The 13,714-nt window shown below is 57.5% G+C and carries 17 protein-coding genes; 8 read left to right on the top strand and 9 right to left on the bottom strand.

The genetic code is table 11. From position 1 onward, the window contains the following. Nucleotides 1-84: 84 nt before the first annotated feature. Nucleotides 85-1,797 (bottom strand): cation:proton antiporter, encoded by a 1,713-nt coding sequence (locus WLY71_RS19910; protein ID WP_347804904.1) that lies wholly within the window; start codon nucleotides 1,795-1,797, stop codon nucleotides 85-87. A 208-nt stretch (nucleotides 1,798-2,005) separates the two neighbouring features. Here WLY71_RS19910 and WLY71_RS19905 point away from each other — a divergent pair, with 208 nt between their 5' ends. The 3 genes from WLY71_RS19905 to WLY71_RS19895 all read left to right on the top strand — a co-directional run bounded on the left by WLY71_RS19905 (nucleotide 2,006) and on the right by WLY71_RS19895 (nucleotide 3,691). After that, nucleotides 2,006-2,242, top strand: coding sequence for a glutaredoxin family protein (locus WLY71_RS19905; RefSeq protein ID WP_347804903.1), 237 nt, complete (start codon nucleotides 2,006-2,008; stop codon nucleotides 2,240-2,242). Nucleotides 2,243-2,411: 169 nt separating this feature from the next. Then, nucleotides 2,412-2,729: a hypothetical protein gene (locus WLY71_RS19900; RefSeq protein ID WP_046049178.1), complete on the top strand. Its 318-nt coding sequence runs from the start codon at nucleotides 2,412-2,414 to the stop codon at nucleotides 2,727-2,729. Between the two features lie 71 nt (nucleotides 2,730-2,800). Then, nucleotides 2,801-3,691, top strand: a complete 891-nt coding sequence (locus tag WLY71_RS19895) for a pseudouridine synthase (protein WP_347804902.1) — start codon at nucleotides 2,801-2,803, stop codon at nucleotides 3,689-3,691. An 88-nt stretch (nucleotides 3,692-3,779) separates the two neighbouring features. Here the strand turns inward: WLY71_RS19895 and WLY71_RS19890 are convergent, their stop codons facing one another. Then, nucleotides 3,780-4,001 carry a YgdI/YgdR family lipoprotein gene (locus tag WLY71_RS19890; protein ID WP_282380102.1) on the bottom strand — a complete coding sequence of 74 codons (222 nt, stop codon included), beginning with the start codon at nucleotides 3,999-4,001 and terminating at the stop codon, nucleotides 3,780-3,782. Between the two features lie 76 nt (nucleotides 4,002-4,077). Continuing rightward, nucleotides 4,078-4,680, bottom strand: a complete 603-nt coding sequence (gene mobA, locus WLY71_RS19885) for a molybdenum cofactor guanylyltransferase MobA (protein ID WP_347804901.1) — start codon at nucleotides 4,678-4,680, stop codon at nucleotides 4,078-4,080. 81 nt (nucleotides 4,681-4,761) lie between these two features. Here mobA and moaB point away from each other — a divergent pair, with 81 nt between their 5' ends. Both moaB and WLY71_RS19875 read left to right on the top strand, forming a co-directional pair. Further along, a complete protein-coding gene (gene moaB / locus WLY71_RS19880; RefSeq protein WP_347804900.1) occupies nucleotides 4,762-5,301 on the top strand; it encodes a molybdenum cofactor biosynthesis protein B in 540 nt (179 codons plus the stop codon). Then, entirely contained in the window at nucleotides 5,285-6,511 is a 1,227-nt protein-coding gene (locus WLY71_RS19875) for a molybdopterin molybdotransferase MoeA (RefSeq protein ID WP_347804899.1), read from the top strand. The genes moaB and WLY71_RS19875 overlap by 17 nt, the downstream gene beginning before the upstream one ends. Nucleotides 6,512-6,571: 60 nt before the next feature. Here WLY71_RS19875 and WLY71_RS19870 read toward each other — a convergent pair whose 3' ends face one another. Further along, nucleotides 6,572-6,886: a hypothetical protein gene (locus WLY71_RS19870; protein WP_347804898.1), complete on the bottom strand. Its 315-nt coding sequence runs from the start codon at nucleotides 6,884-6,886 to the stop codon at nucleotides 6,572-6,574. Nucleotides 6,887-7,114: 228 nt separating this feature from the next. Between WLY71_RS19870 and yegS the strand changes: the two genes are divergently transcribed. Beyond that, entirely contained in the window at nucleotides 7,115-8,032 is a 918-nt protein-coding gene (gene yegS, locus WLY71_RS19865; protein ID WP_347804897.1) for a lipid kinase YegS, read from the top strand. Here yegS and WLY71_RS19860 read toward each other — a convergent pair. From WLY71_RS19860 to WLY71_RS19850, 3 genes are all read right to left on the bottom strand, one after another. After that, on the bottom strand, nucleotides 8,016-8,675 hold the full coding sequence (locus WLY71_RS19860; RefSeq protein WP_046049186.1) for a response regulator: 660 nt from the start codon (nucleotides 8,673-8,675) through the stop codon (nucleotides 8,016-8,018). The two genes, yegS and WLY71_RS19860, sit on opposite strands and share 17 nt — an antisense overlap. After that, nucleotides 8,672-9,565: a sensor histidine kinase gene (locus WLY71_RS19855; RefSeq protein ID WP_347804905.1), complete on the bottom strand. Its 894-nt coding sequence runs from the start codon at nucleotides 9,563-9,565 to the stop codon at nucleotides 8,672-8,674. Before WLY71_RS19855 ends, WLY71_RS19860 begins: the two co-directional genes overlap by 4 nt. Before the next feature lie 342 nt (nucleotides 9,566-9,907). Next, the gene (locus tag WLY71_RS19850; RefSeq protein ID WP_347804896.1) at nucleotides 9,908-10,378 is read right to left on the bottom strand and encodes a hypothetical protein; all 471 of its coding nucleotides are present in this window, start codon (nucleotides 10,376-10,378) and stop codon (nucleotides 9,908-9,910) included. Between the two features lie 462 nt (nucleotides 10,379-10,840). Between WLY71_RS19850 and WLY71_RS19845 the strand changes: the two genes are divergently transcribed. Continuing rightward, entirely contained in the window at nucleotides 10,841-11,776 is a 936-nt protein-coding gene (locus WLY71_RS19845; protein ID WP_046049189.1) for a chemotaxis protein CheV, read from the top strand. A gap of 91 nt (nucleotides 11,777-11,867) precedes the next feature. Next, complete coding sequence (locus WLY71_RS19840) at nucleotides 11,868-12,674, top strand: MOSC domain-containing protein (RefSeq protein ID WP_347804895.1); 807 nt, start codon at nucleotides 11,868-11,870, stop codon at nucleotides 12,672-12,674. A gap of 84 nt (nucleotides 12,675-12,758) precedes the next feature. Here the strand turns inward: WLY71_RS19840 and ppnP are convergent, their stop codons facing one another. Both ppnP and WLY71_RS19830 read right to left on the bottom strand, forming a co-directional pair. After that, a complete protein-coding gene (gene ppnP / locus WLY71_RS19835; RefSeq protein WP_007940055.1) occupies nucleotides 12,759-13,043 on the bottom strand; it encodes a pyrimidine/purine nucleoside phosphorylase in 285 nt (94 codons plus the stop codon). 69 nt (nucleotides 13,044-13,112) lie between these two features. After that, nucleotides 13,113-13,655: a 3'-5' exonuclease gene (locus tag WLY71_RS19830; RefSeq protein ID WP_347804894.1), complete on the bottom strand. Its 543-nt coding sequence runs from the start codon at nucleotides 13,653-13,655 to the stop codon at nucleotides 13,113-13,115. Nucleotides 13,656-13,714: the final 59 nt, after the last annotated feature.

Below are 13,714 nucleotides of genomic sequence, written 5' to 3'. Positions count from 1 at the left end.
GTTCCATGGTCTGCGCCTGAGTCAGGAAGAAGAGTATTACGGCGCTGACTTGTCGGTGCACAAGATTGGCTCTGTGAGCCAGGACTAGGTCTCTTCGTCGTCAGCGCCTGGATAGAAACCGTGCAGCAGACGATAGCGGTCGTGCCGAATCTGGTCGGCCCGCTCCTGCACTTGATGCGCAGGTAATCCCAGCATGATCAGCGCGTGGGAGGCGAGCATCAGGCTCGACTCCAGCAGTTCAGGCACGACTTCGCTGGCGCCGGCTGCCTTCAACTCGGCCAACTGGCTGTCGTCGCGCGTGCGCACCAGAATCGGCACGGTCGCGTTGAGTCGCCGCGCTTCCTTGAGGATCAGCAACGCGATGTCGGCCTGATCCACGGCGATCACCAACAGCCTGGCGCGCTCCAGCCCTATCGCGACCAGCAGTTCACCGCGACGTGAGTCGCCATAATGCACACAGGTTTCACCAACGGCGGCTTCGTGGACACGCACCGGATCAGTATCCAGTGCGATGTAGGGTTGCTGCGCGTTGCGTAGTGCGCGTCCGATTGACTGACCTACACGACCGTAGCCACATATAACGACATGGTTGTGTAACCCGGCATTGAGCGCGCTGATTTCTTCAAGTTTTGCTTCTTCGTTGGGTTTGCGATGCAGGCGTGTGGCGATGTGGGGCGCGGCGCGCAGCAACAACGGCGTGACGAGCATCGAACAGAAGGTCGCCGCCAGCAACAGGCCACCAAAATCCGCGGGCATCAGTTTGTTCTGCTGCATCTGTGCCATCAGCGCAAAGCAGAACTCGCCGCCCTGGGCCAATGCCAGGCCGCTGCGCCAGGCGGTTTCGCCATCGCTGCCACGCCATTTGACCAGCAGCGCAACGACGCTGCCCTTGAGCAGCAACAACCCCAGGGTCAGACCGAGAATCAGCAGGCCGTGGCTGGCGAACAACTGCAAGTCGATCAGCATGCCGATACTGACGAAGAACAGCCCGAGCAGGATGTCGCGGAACGGGCGGATGTCGGCCTCGATCTGGTGCCGGTAATGGCTTTCCCCCAGCAGCATGCCGGCGAGAAACGCACCCAGGGCAGGGGAGAGACCGAGCAGGTGCGTCAGCCACGCCGTCAGCAGAACAATCACCAGCGCCAGTAGCACGAACAGTTCCGGGGAACGGGCAGCCGCCACTTCATGGAACAACCGCGGCAGCAACCAGCGACTTGCCAGCAACAGGCCGACGAACAGCACGACGGTTTTACCCAGCGTCAGTGGCAGCGCCCAATACCAGGCCTGATCGCTGCTGCCAGCGAACACCGGCACCAGGGTCAGCAGCAATACCGCGACGACGTCCTGGAACAGCAACACGGCAATGGCATTCTGGCCGTGACTGCTGAAAATCTCGCCGAGACTGCTCAGCTCTTTACTGACAATGGCCGTGGAAGACAGTGACAGGCCGGCGCCGAGTAACAGCGCAGGCGTGATCGGCATGCCGAGCAGCATCAGCAAACCACCTAGCAGCATCCCGGAGCACAGCACCTGCAGACTGCCAAGCCCAAACACCACTCGGCGCAACACGAGCATTTTTGACAGGGAAAACTCCAGCCCAAGGGAGAACAACAGAAACACCACGCCCAACTCGGCGAGGTCCGGCAGCTCTTCGCTTTCATTCACCCAGTTGAATGCTGTCGGCCCGATCATCAGTCCCACGCACAGGTAACCCAGCACCGGTGGCAATCGCAGGCGCTGGAACAGTGCAATCATCACCAGGGAGGAGGCGAGGATGATCAACAGGTTGGCGAACACAAAAAACTCCGGTGATGGACGCTGGCAATTCAAGCGTAGAGGCAAATAATCCGTGAGCATCGCGCAAAGGATATTCAAAGCGACTGATGTGCGTCAGCGTATTGCCGCGATCCGTTGCCGTTATGGCTCAAGGGTAGAGCATTCAATGGCTCGACGGCTTTTCGGGGCAGGCCTAGAATGGTGACTTAATTTTTTCGGTTGAGCGCTCATGCTTCCTGAATGTCAGCTGTTCGGCACCCTTGGGTGTCATCTCTGTGAAGTCGCCGAAGCCATGCTGATGGAATTTGTCGAGCGCGGTTTGCTGGTGGGGCTGGTGGATATCGCGGACGACGAAACATGGTTCGAAGCTTACAGTCTGCGTATTCCGGTATTACGGCGGGTCGATACTGGTGCTGAGCTGGGCTGGCCGTTCAGTGCCGATCAGGTAGTGGCGTTCCTGCTTTAAGCGGTGGTTGCGGTGGCGGTGTTCCCGCCTGTCGAACTTTGCGATGGATCCTCTTGGCTTTACCGGTGCTGATCGGATACTGTATGCGTATACAGTTATTCGTGATACCTGCCTTGCACCCCTGGTTTTCGGGTTTGGGCAGGCGGTCCGGGCGTGAGAGGGATGAATCGTGGTCAATGTCGAACAATTGAAGAACAGCGTGAACCGGATGTCGGCGGACGTGGTGCGCGAGGCTGTCCTCGAATTGCGTCTGGATGGCCTGGTGACAGAAGGAAAAACTCCCTTCAATAAACTGCATTTCAATACCTGTTTCGCCGAAATCGAAGCCTTGTTCCAGCGCGCGGGTTATCACCGGCAGTTGGATGTCGTGGGTTATCAGGGTTTGTTGTATGCGCTTTATGATCCTGGTCGCTGGGAGGCAGTCGATGTGCTGCGCTGGCTCAAGGAGTTCACCGAAGCGGCAGCGCGCGCGCAGATACCGGCTTGAGGATTCTCTTCTAGGTTCGTTCCGGCCGCTGTTGGATAATGCTGCCCTGTATTGAGGGTTAGAACTTTCGTATGTCCACTTCATCTTTTTCTGCTGCACACAACCAGGCCAGCACGCTCTACTTGCCGCCTGGTCCGTGGCAGACCGTACTCGATTGTCTGTGCGAACATTTCAGCGCCATCGGTCGTGAACAATGGCTGGACAGAATCGCTCGCGGTCGTGTCCTCGACGGTCACGGCATGCCGATCGCCCTTGATCTGCCTTACAAGGAAGGCTTGCGGATTCATTATTTCCGTGAGGTGCCGGACGAAAAGCCGATCCCGGTGGTCGAGTCGATTCTGTACGCGGATGAGCATCTGGTCGTGGCGGACAAGCCGCATTTTCTGCCAGTGACTCCGGCGGGTGAATACGTGGAGCAGACCCTGTTGCGACGGCTGATCCGTCGACTCGATAACCCGCATCTGGTGCCGTTGCATCGCATTGACCGGCACACCGCGGGGCTGGTGCTGTTTTCCGCCAACCCTCAGAGCCGTTCTGCCTATCAGTCGTTGTTTCCAACGCGGCAGATCGAAAAGCGCTACGAGGCAATTGCGCGAGCGTTGCCTGAACTCTCTTTTCCATTGATCCATAAGAGCCGACTCATCGATGGCGAGCCTTTCTTCCGCATGCAGGAAGGTCCGGGCGTCAGCAATACCGAAACGGCTGTCGAAGTCAGGGAGAAGAACGGTGATCTCTGGCGTTATGCGCTTTACCCGGTGACGGGCAAGAAGCATCAGCTACGGGTGCACATGACAGCCTTGGGCGCCAGCATCTGCAACGACCCGTTTTATCCGCACGTACTCAAGGATGTTGAGGATGATTATGCCAATCCTTTGAAACTGCTCGCTCAGGGGCTACGGTTTGTGGACCCGGTCACCGGCCAGGAAAGAGCATTCGAAAGCACCATCACCCTGCAGTGGTGATCACGAAGTTCAGCGAGTCTGTTGATCTTCAACCACGAAAAAGCCCGCATAAAGCGGGCTTTTCCATATCCGGTTGTCACCGCAAAAATTACAGCTCTTTAACGGTACGAACCTGATCCTTGTTGATGCGGGTCTGCTTGCCATCCAGTTGTTCGAATTCGTAGAAACCCGAATCTTTATCGAACTGTGGCGCGTCGACAGCCTGGATTTCTCGACCGTCATTCAAGGTGATCACTGTAGGCGATGCGCAACCGGCGAGGGTAGCGAGGCCCAGTGCGAGCATGAAAGTGGCGAGGGTCCGTTGAGTCATGAGTGTGTCTCCGAATATGAATTCTTTTGGTTACTGAGCTTGAGACGTGTACAGCGCGTGCAAGTTCCTTCTCCTGTCAGTCTGACACAGAGTTGTGGGCACTTAACAGTTCTGGTGTGTTGAGGTTGGCCAGGCGTGGATCATTGTCGGGACATTGCAGGGCGGTAGCGCCCAGTTTGCGCATGAGGCGACCCGGGCTGCGTTCACCGTCGTTCCAGGCGCTTTCGATATCGGCCGAGAGCGCCACGGGGATGATGCACAGCAGAGGTTCCCAGTGTTCGCCATGGCGCAGCATCAGCGGTTGGTCCGGGTGCTGGCTGGCTGCTTCGCGCATGCTATTGAGCAACTCGGCATCAATACGCGGTACGTCACAAGGCAGCACCAGCAGATGCGCATGGCGGGCGGCCTTCAGGCCTGCGCGAATACCGGCCAGGGGGCCAGGAAAGTCGCCTTCATCGTCATGAACCAACTGGTCGGCGTAGGGCGCGTACTTTTCCAGGTTTCTGTTGCAGGAGATGATCAGGTCATCGCTCAGTGATCGGGTTTTGCGGTGCAAGTGGGCAACCAATGGCTCGCCGTGCCATTCCAGCAGCCCTTTGTCCTGACCGCCCATGCGTTGGCCACGACCACCTGCCAGGAGCAGAATGGAACAGGGCGGCAAATGTGTATTCGAGGTCATGGCAGGTCTCCATGGGGGCGGCGAAAAAATGAGGCGCTGTGATATAACACCGGGCTGTTTCTCCTACAACTGGATGAGCCTATGAAAGCCAAGGCTGATGTACCTTTCGCACCGCTCAATATCGCGGTGCTGACGGTCAGCGATACCCGTATCCTGGAAACCGATACCTCAGGACAGGTCTTCGTCGACCGTTTGAGCGCTGCCGGCCATAACCTGGCGGCCCGGGTTCTGCTCAAAGATGATCTCTACAAAATTCGCGCGCAAGTCGCCCACTGGATTGCCGACGATGTCGTGCAGGTGGTGCTGATCACTGGCGGTACCGGTTTCACGGGACGCGACAGCACTCCGGAAGCGGTGAGTTGCCTGCTGGATAAACAGGTCGACGGTTTTGGTGAGCTGTTCAGGCAGATATCGTTGGCGGATATTGGCACCTCTACTGTTCAGTCCCGTGCCCTGGCCGGCTTGTCCAATAGCACGCTGGTCTGCTGTTTACCGGGTTCGACCAATGCCGTGCGCACCGGTTGGGATGGCATTCTTGCCGAGCAGCTGGATTCGCGGCACCGCCCGTGTAACTTCGTCGCTCATCTCAAACAGGCGGCACCCTGTGAATCCCGCGGGTAAGCCAGGCAAGACTGGCAGTCTGATGGCTGTCGAGGTGGCACTGGCACGCTTGCTGGCAATGGCCGAAGCCTCACCGATTTGTGAGCGTGAACGCTTGCCATTGGCGCAGGTTCAGGGCCGGGTGCTGGCCGACGACCTGGTCTCGACGCTTGATCTGCCACCGTGGCCCAACAGTGCCATGGACGGTTATGCCTTACGCGTGGCCGACTGGACTGGAGAGCCGCTGGTGGTCAGCCAGAAGATTTTTGCCGGTCAGGCTCCCGAGTCCTTGAAGCCTGGCACCTGTGCACGAATCTTCACCGGTGCGCCAGTGCCCGCAGGTGCAGATTGCGTCGAGATGCAGGAAAACACCGAGGTTCAGGCGGATGAGCGAGTACGTTTCACCGAAACCTTGGCCCCTGGACAAAACATTCGTCCTCAAGGCCAGGAAGCTACTGTTGGTGAATTGATTCTGCCAGCCGGCACGCGCCTCGGGCCGATCGAACAGGGGTTGGCTGCATCGCTGGGATGCGCAGAGCTGGACGTGATTCGCAAGGTTCGCGTTGCTGTTCTGTCCACCGGGGATGAACTGATTGAGCCGGGTCAGGCTCTGGGGCCGGGACAGATCTACAACAGCAATCGAGTGTTGCTGTGCAGCTGGTTGCAGCGCCTGGGCTGTGAGGTGATCGATGCCGGAATTCTTCCGGATGATTTAGCGACCACCCGCACTCAACTGGGTGAATTGAAAGATGTCGATCTGATCCTTTCCACCGGTGGTGTCTCGGTAGGAGAGGCTGACTTTCTGGGCATTGCCTTGCGTGAAGAGGGTGAGTTGACGTTGTGGAAACTCGCCATCAAACCCGGCAAACCGTTGACATTCGGGCATTTTCGCGGCGTACCTGTGATTGGTTTGCCTGGCAATCCGGCTTCAACGTTGGTGACCTTTGCTTTGTTGGCAAGGCCCTATCTCTTGCGCCGACAGGGTGTAAAAGAGGTTGAGCCCCTGAAGTTTCAGGTGCCTGCAGGGTTTGCATGGCCAAAATCAGGCAATCGACGCGAGTACTTGCGCGGACGTCTGGAGAATGGCCGGGCAATTATCTACAGTAATCAGAGTTCTGGTGTACTGCGTAGCGCTGCCTGGGCTGATGGCCTGGTTGAGGTGCTGGAGGATCGCACGCTGATCGAAGGTGACTACGTGGACTTCATCCCGCTGAGCGAAGTCCTGAGCTGACTCCTGCCGCGGGCTTACTGCGCAAACCCGGTTGATCGAACCGGGTTTTGCGTTCCTGGCTTACCCTTGGTGAGCCAGGAGTGTCACGACCTGGTCGAAACGGCTATTGGCGATCCAGACCAGAACCCCGATGACGACGGCTGTTCCGATAGCCGAATAGGCAAGCCTGTGTTTTATGGATTTGACGTCACTACGGATTTCATCCATGTCTCGTCGGATGTATTTGAGGTGTGTCTCCAATTCAACGACGCGAGATTCCATAGCAGCTTCTCCAATGGGCTTTGCGCTGTTTTTGAATTCAGCTTGATGATTGACGCGTTTTTCTGCGAACGGTATGACCGGGATGTCCGGTGACCTGATTTCATGGTTTTGCATGGCACGTCCCTGTGTAGTTCCTGCTGATGTTTGATAACTGCAGGCGCCAAGGTGTACCAATCGCATGGGTCGGTCAATTGAGCCGATTCCTCACATCTTGTAAGAAAAAGTCCCGCCTTGTAGGACGCCATACTGCTCGACTTCAAATAATTCAAATTCTTTCGACTTTTATGTGACGAGATGAGGTCAACATCTCCCATACGGAATTCAATCTTGGGAGTGACAGCAATGAGCGAACGCAAGGCACTGTTGATTCTGCATGGCAAGCAAGCGCTCAACGAGGCGGTCCGTTCTGCCGTGGAGGGCAAGCGCCAACAGGGTTGGGAGCTGGCCGTTCGAGTGACCTGGGAGGCCGGCGACGCCCAGCGGCTGGTGGATGAAGCGCTGGCGGCAGGCTACATGCAGATCATCGCCGGCGGCGGTGATGGCACCTTGCGTGATATTGCCGAGGCTATGGCGTCGCATACGACGCAGGCCAGCCTGATACTGATGCCCTTGGGGACCGCCAATGATTTTGCTCGTGCCGCCGGCGTGCCTCTGGAGCCCGATCAGGCGCTGGATCTTCTTGACACTGCGCCGAGCGCCATTGATCTGGGGGAGGTCGGTGGGCAGGTGTTCCTGAATATGGCCACGGGCGGTTTTGGCAGTCAGGTCACGGCAAACACCTCGGAGGACTTGAAAAAAATCCTCGGGGGCGCGGCTTACCTTTTCACCGGTTTATCGCGCTTCAGTGAGTTGCACGCAGCCTATGGCGAGTTGCAGGGGCCTGATTTCCAGTGGAGTGGCGAGCTGTTGGCATTGGGCATCGGCAATGGCCGGCAGGCCGGCGGTGGACATGTGTTGTGTCCAGAAGCGCTGGCTGACGACGGTCTGCTGGACATCAGTATTCTGCCTGCTCCGCAGGAAGTCGTCGGGACTTTGAAAAGCCTGCTGACCGATGGCTTCGGCATCGACAACATGTTTGTACGAGTCCGATTGCCCTGGGTCGAAATCAAGGTTGCGGAAGGCCTCTACATCAACCTCGATGGCGAACCTCTGGAAGGTGACAACTTGCGTTTCTCGACACGTCCAGCGGCACTGCGCGTGCATTTACCTGAAAACTCGCCGCTGCTGGGGTCATCGCAGTTGATCAATCATCCAGGCTGATGATCTGCTCGCGCACGGCGAACAGCACCAGGCCCGCCACATCGTAGATCTGCAAGCGCTTCATGATCTGCGAACGGTGGGTTTCAACGGTTTTGATGCTGAGGCCCAGGCCATTGGCAATTTCCCGGGTGGATTTTCCGCGAACGATCAGCCGAAGGATTTCCAGCTGACGCGCTGTCAGGTTGTGCGAGTCTGCAGGTTCCGGCTGGTTTTTCTGAGTTCGGGTCAGCGCCTGGTTGATGACGGTGTGGGCGATGGCCGGGCTCAGGTAGCGTTCGTTGTTACGCAAGGCATCCAGGGCATGTTCAAGCTCGGTAGCCGTGGTGTCCTTGAGCAGGTAGCCATGTGCACCGGATTCCAGTGCCTGCATGATGAGTGCTGGATCAGTGTGCATCGACAGGATCAGCACCTTGCTCTGCGGGCGTACTCGCTTGAGTCGCTGCAATGCGTCAAGGCCACTGGTTTCCTTCATGGAAATATCCAGCAGGATGATGTCGGGGGACAGCTGCTCGACCATCTCGAGCAACTGCGAGCCGTCATTGGCCTCACCGATTACCGCGTAGCCGGGAATATCCAGCACCAGAGCGCGCACGCCTGCCCTGATAAGCGAGTGGTCATCCACCAGAAGTAAGTTACAAGTCAACGCATAACCTTATTCGTACTGGCCCGTTCGAGCGCACGAGGCGCCCAGGGGAAGAGTGCTTCGATTTGAGTGCCTTTGCCCGGCTCGCTGGTCACGCTCAGTGTGCCTCCCAGCTGATTGATCCGTTCCGACATCCCTGCCATTCCACGTTGCCCCTCACGACCTGGATCGTTCGCTGGCGCGAATCCCAGGCCATCGTCACTGATTAACAGTGTCAGGCCCTGCGGCAGACGTTGCAGGCGGACCAACAGATTTTTCGCTTCGGCATGGCGCAATATATTGGTCACCGCTTCCTGAGTGATTCGAAAGGCAGCCACCGTCATTTCCTCCGGTATACCGGCCAAACGCTGATGGCATTCCAGGCTCCAGTGCACCGGCGTGTTGGCCAGCGTCTTGAGTAAATGCGCCCGCAGACTGGCTTCCAGCCCGAGACTGGTCAGCTGCCTCGGATTGAGAATGGCCGATACGTCTCGCACTTTGGCCAGGGTTTCTTCCAGCGTGTCGCAGAGCACCGAACACTGGCCCTGAAGTTCTTCGGGCATTCGGCGTTTGAGCCAGTCGCTTTGAAGTTTTGCCGCGGTCAGCAATTGGCCGATGTCGTCATGCAGTTCCCGACTGAGCCGGTGGCGTTCGTTTTCCTGAACCTCCAACAGCCGGTCAGCCAACTCCTGGGGTTGAAACTTTATCGACTTGCGCGAAAGACAATACTGCACCCAGACGCAGGTCAATGCCGCAATATTGAGTACCAGCAGACTCAGCGGCAGAGGAGTGGACAGGCTATAAATCAGCAGGCAGCCAAGCGCCGAGCAGGTACACAACATAAGCGTGACCAGGCGTGCGTTTTTTGGGGAGGGTGGCCTTGGGGTGATTGACTTGAGGCTGGCGTACATAGCGGATGGAGCCAATGGATGTTCGCTGCGGGAAGACCGGGCATCGAGGATGACGGGTCTCTGTCTGGAGTCACTCTGCCATTAATTGACGTCAACTAATGGGCGGCATAATACCACTTAAGATACCGTTGGTCGCGTTTGGTATATAGGTCTGCAGAGTCAGGAAACAAGCATTTATGGACAGCAGTTCCATAATGGAAAAAGTTGGGTGGCAAGAATGGTTTATTTGTTTCGAGATGTCGTAGGTAGGTATGGAATATTCAAATGCGACATGAGCCCGCTAAAGTTGGAAGGGCAGTCATGGCAATAAAAATTCACAGCACGGCATAGGGGCTCGATAATTCAGGCTTGCCGACCTGCAAAGGAAACGAGTGTGAACGGTTTGGAATTAGCGGGGGGCTGAAACTGACTGTGTCCGACCTGAAAGGCGAAGGCTTCGATCAGGGATGTCTGTTCGCTGTCATCAAGGCTGAGTTGGCCGGTCTTCTGATCGATAAGCTCGAGTTGCCAGGCGATCAACGTCAGGCAGTCTTTCAGCGCACTCAGGGCCTGGTCGTGTAAATCCATGTGATTCTGGGCATGGCTCAGCAAACCATGAATGTGCAACGAAAACTCCGAAACGGCTGCCAGAGCGAGGGCATCAGCCTTGTTGGCCAGTTTGAGCAGGGTGCTAAGCATGCAGTCGATGGCATCCTTGTCATTGCTGATCAGTTGCAAATGACTCAGGCATTCCTCGGTTTTGACCAGGAGTGTCTCTGCTTCGACGAGAAACTCAGGGAGCCGTTGAGCCCACTCTTTACGATCGTTCGGCATGCTTATCTCCACAACGTCATGTCAAATGAGGGGATGTCGAGTGTGTCGACGGGGACGATCAGAGTCCCCGCATTGCCATGCCGTCGTGAGATCGCGCGCCGGCCTGTCTGGCTGCAGGCTGGGGAACTCGATAGGGTGGATGGCCACTTACCTGCGATCGCACACAAAAGCCTGACTCCGTTCATGCAATGAGAATGGCGTCACATTAATGGCTATTGGATGTTGCGAATATCAGGTTGGGCCTGATTGTTACTAGGGGAATCCCTTACACGGGGGAACCAACCGAACGAAACGAGGTCTCGCGGCAGGCAATGGGGCAGATGAAATCGCCTGGCCAGTAAAGCATGATGTTAATGTGACATCAATGTTTGGTCGTGGCATTTTACACGGGGGTCAAGGTCCGGCAAAAACAGCCGATAACCCCCTTTAGTGAATTCATCAGAACAAGCCCAGGAGTCATTGATGGCCGGCATTCTCGACACGGTAGACCAACGCACGCAACTGGTGGGTGAGAATCGCCTGGAAATTCTCATGTTCCGGCTGGCCGGACGGCAATTGTTCGCGATCAACGTGTTCAAAGTGCAGGAAGTGCTGCAACTGCCGAAGCTGACCCTGATGCCCCAGCGTCATCCGTTTGTCTGCGGTGTGGTTAATTTGCGTGGCCAGACCCTGCCGGTGATCGACCTGTCCCAGGCCATTGGTATGCGTCCGCTGGTGCCAAGCCCGACCAGTACGATCATCGTCACCGAGTACAACCGTTCGGTGCAGGCGTTCCTGGTCGGTGGTGTGGACCGTATCGTCAACATGAACTGGGAAGCCATTCTGCCGCCGCCGGCCAGCGCAGGTCGTCAGCATTATTTGACGGCCATCAGCAAGGTCGACGATCAGTTGGTGGAAATCATCGACGTCGAAAAAGTCCTGGCGGAAATCGTTCCGTACAACGCCAAGGTCTCGCGCGACAAACTCGACGATCCGGTTCTCGAGCGTGCCCGTGGCCGTGAAGTGCTGCTGGTGGACGACTCGAACGTGGCGCTGTCGCAATTGCGTGACACCCTGGGTCAGTTGGGCGTGAAGATGCACATCGCCAGCGATGGCTTGAAGGCTCTGAACATGCTCAAGGCCTGGGCCGATACCGGTGTGAACATGACAGACAAACTGCTGATGATCTTCACCGACGCGGAAATGCCGGAGATGGACGGCTATCGCCTGACCACGGAAATCCGCAACGACCCGCGTCTGCGTGGCCTTTATGTGGTTCTGCATACCTCGTTGTCCGGCAGCTTCAACGACTCGATGGTGAAGAAGGTCGGCTGCGACAACTTCCTCTCCAAATTCCAGCCGGACAAACTCGTCGATGTGGTGCGCCAGCGTCTGATGCTTGATGAAGTGCCTGCCTGACACCACCGGCAAAGGCTGACTTGACGTCAGCCTTTGATTCGGCGACCAAGCTCGTATAGGGTGGCGTTTTTTGCCCACCAGGGAGCTGGCCATGTTGCGTCTGAGCGCGCTTTATCGTTATCCGTTGAAATCCGGCAAGGGTGAGATCCTGAAGCAGGTCAGCCTCGACAAGCTGGGCCTGGACGGTGATCGACGCTGGATGCTGGTGGACGAGGCCAGCGGGCGCTTTCTGACCCAGCGTGCAGTGGCGCAGATGAGTCAGCTGTCGGCGTTGTGGAATGCCGACGGTGGCTTGACCCTCAGTGCGCCGGGCCGCTCACCGATCGATATCGCCTTGCCTGCCAGCGACGCGGAACTGCGTGGCGTGACCATTTGGCGCGATACGTTGCGTGTGCCGGATGCCGGTGACGAGGCGGGTGCCTGGGTCAGTGAGTTCATTGGTAAACCGACTCGCCTGGTACAAGTACCTCTTGATCGCGCACGGACCACCCAGGCCGGCTACGGCAAGGAGAATGATCAGGTGGCCTTCGCCGATGGCTTTCCGCTGTTGCTGATCGGACAGGCCTCACTGGAGGACTTGTCGCAAAAAGTCGGCCGCCCGCTGGAAATGCTGCGCTTTCGGCCCAACCTGGTGATCGAGGGCAGCGAGGCGTATGCCGAAGATGGCTGGAAGCGCATCCGCATCGGCGATGTCGAGTTCCGCGTGGTCAAGTCGTGTTCACGCTGCATTCTGACCACCATCGACCCGCAAACCGGCGAGCGCAGTGAAGATCGCGAACCTCTGGCTACGTTGCAGAAATACCGTGCCGAAGCCGACGGCGCGATGTTCGGACAGAACCTGGTCAACGACAGCAATGGCCAACTCGAAGTCGGTATGCCGGTGACGGTCCTGGAATAAGACAATTTGAATGACTGCCCTTGAACAAAAAGTGCCCGTGTCCAAGGACACGGGCATTTTTTGTCGCTGTGAACACCCAGGGGTTTAGCCGCGGTATTCGCACAGGTAAGCGGTGTCGACGGCCACTTTCAACTGGAACTTGCTGTTGGCGGGCACGTTGAACTGGCTGCCGGCGGCGAAGGTTTCCCAGTCGCTGCTGTCCGGCAGTTTGACGGTCAGGGCGCCGGACACCACGTGCATGATTTCACGCTGGCTGGTGCCGAATTCGTATTCGCCCGGTGCCATGACGCCGATGGTCGCAGGACCTTCAGCGGTGCCAAAGGCGATCGACTTGACGGTGCCGTCGAAGTACTCGTTGACTTTAAACATGGGCGATTCCTCGAAAAGGGCTAAAAAGGGCCGGCCAGTATGCACAAGGCCCATGCCGGCGTCACCTCTCTAAAGCGGAAGAACCAGTGGCAATAATCGTGCGGTATTGCGCGCATCTTCCAGCGCCCGATGTTGTTGGCCACTGAACTGCATGCCCGCCAGTTGCAGCGCGCCGTTAAGCCCCAGCGGGCGTTCCAGCCGGCGAGCCTTGGCAAAGCGCTGTTTGAGGTTCATGTGCGGCACCCGGCTCAGGGCGCTGTCGAGTTGCAGGTGCTCCCACTCCTGAACCAACTGTTTGCGATCGTAATCGCCCCAACTGGCCCAGCCTTCGAGGCGCGAGTGATGCTGGCCGAGCCAGTGTTCGAACGACGCCCAGACCTCGCTCAGAGGCTGTGCGGCGTCGATGTTGGCCTGGGTGATGCGGGTCAGTTCCCGGCAAAACGGCGTCAGCAAAGGCCGACGCGTCGGACGCACGAAGCGCTGAAAGCTATCCAGTTCTCGGCCTTTTCGGTCCACCAGGGTGGCGCCGATTTCGATGATTTCCATTTCTGTTACTGGCCAACCACCCTCATCGGTGGTGGCTTCTAGATCAATGACCAGCCAGTGAGGCATCGCAGGGTTCCTGGTATCCGCGTCCTGATAGGGCTTGAGCGTAGCCAAACCCGGCGGAT

It is taken from the genome of Pseudomonas rossensis (assembly GCF_039888995.1).
Taxonomy (GTDB): domain Bacteria; phylum Pseudomonadota; class Gammaproteobacteria; order Pseudomonadales; family Pseudomonadaceae; genus Aquipseudomonas; species Aquipseudomonas rossensis.
The sequence above is the reverse complement of the archived record's forward strand: the minus strand, read 5'-3'. Positions and strand labels throughout refer to the sequence as shown.

Coding starts and splice junctions, on each gene's coding strand:
- WLY71_RS19895 (WP_347804902.1), top strand. CDS start 2,801: ATGTCCACTTCATCTTTTTCTGCTGCACACAACCAGGCCAGCACGCTC.
- mobA (WP_347804901.1), bottom strand. CDS start 4,680: ATGACCTCGAATACACATTTGCCGCCCTGTTCCATTCTGCTCCTGGCA.
- WLY71_RS19890 (WP_282380102.1), bottom strand. CDS start 4,001: ATGACTCAACGGACCCTCGCCACTTTCATGCTCGCACTGGGCCTCGCT.
- WLY71_RS19830 (WP_347804894.1), bottom strand. CDS start 13,655: ATGCCTCACTGGCTGGTCATTGATCTAGAAGCCACCACCGATGAGGGT.
- WLY71_RS19870 (WP_347804898.1), bottom strand. CDS start 6,886: ATGCAAAACCATGAAATCAGGTCACCGGACATCCCGGTCATACCGTTC.
- moaB (WP_347804900.1), top strand. CDS start 4,762: ATGAAAGCCAAGGCTGATGTACCTTTCGCACCGCTCAATATCGCGGTG.
- WLY71_RS19840 (WP_347804895.1), top strand. CDS start 11,868: ATGTTGCGTCTGAGCGCGCTTTATCGTTATCCGTTGAAATCCGGCAAG.
- ppnP (WP_007940055.1), bottom strand. CDS start 13,043: ATGTTTAAAGTCAACGAGTACTTCGACGGCACCGTCAAGTCGATCGCC.
- yegS (WP_347804897.1), top strand. CDS start 7,115: ATGAGCGAACGCAAGGCACTGTTGATTCTGCATGGCAAGCAAGCGCTC.
- WLY71_RS19855 (WP_347804905.1), bottom strand. CDS start 9,565: ATGTACGCCAGCCTCAAGTCAATCACCCCAAGGCCACCCTCCCCAAAA.
- WLY71_RS19850 (WP_347804896.1), bottom strand. CDS start 10,378: ATGCCGAACGATCGTAAAGAGTGGGCTCAACGGCTCCCTGAGTTTCTC.
- WLY71_RS19905 (WP_347804903.1), top strand. CDS start 2,006: ATGCTTCCTGAATGTCAGCTGTTCGGCACCCTTGGGTGTCATCTCTGT.
- WLY71_RS19845 (WP_046049189.1), top strand. CDS start 10,841: ATGGCCGGCATTCTCGACACGGTAGACCAACGCACGCAACTGGTGGGT.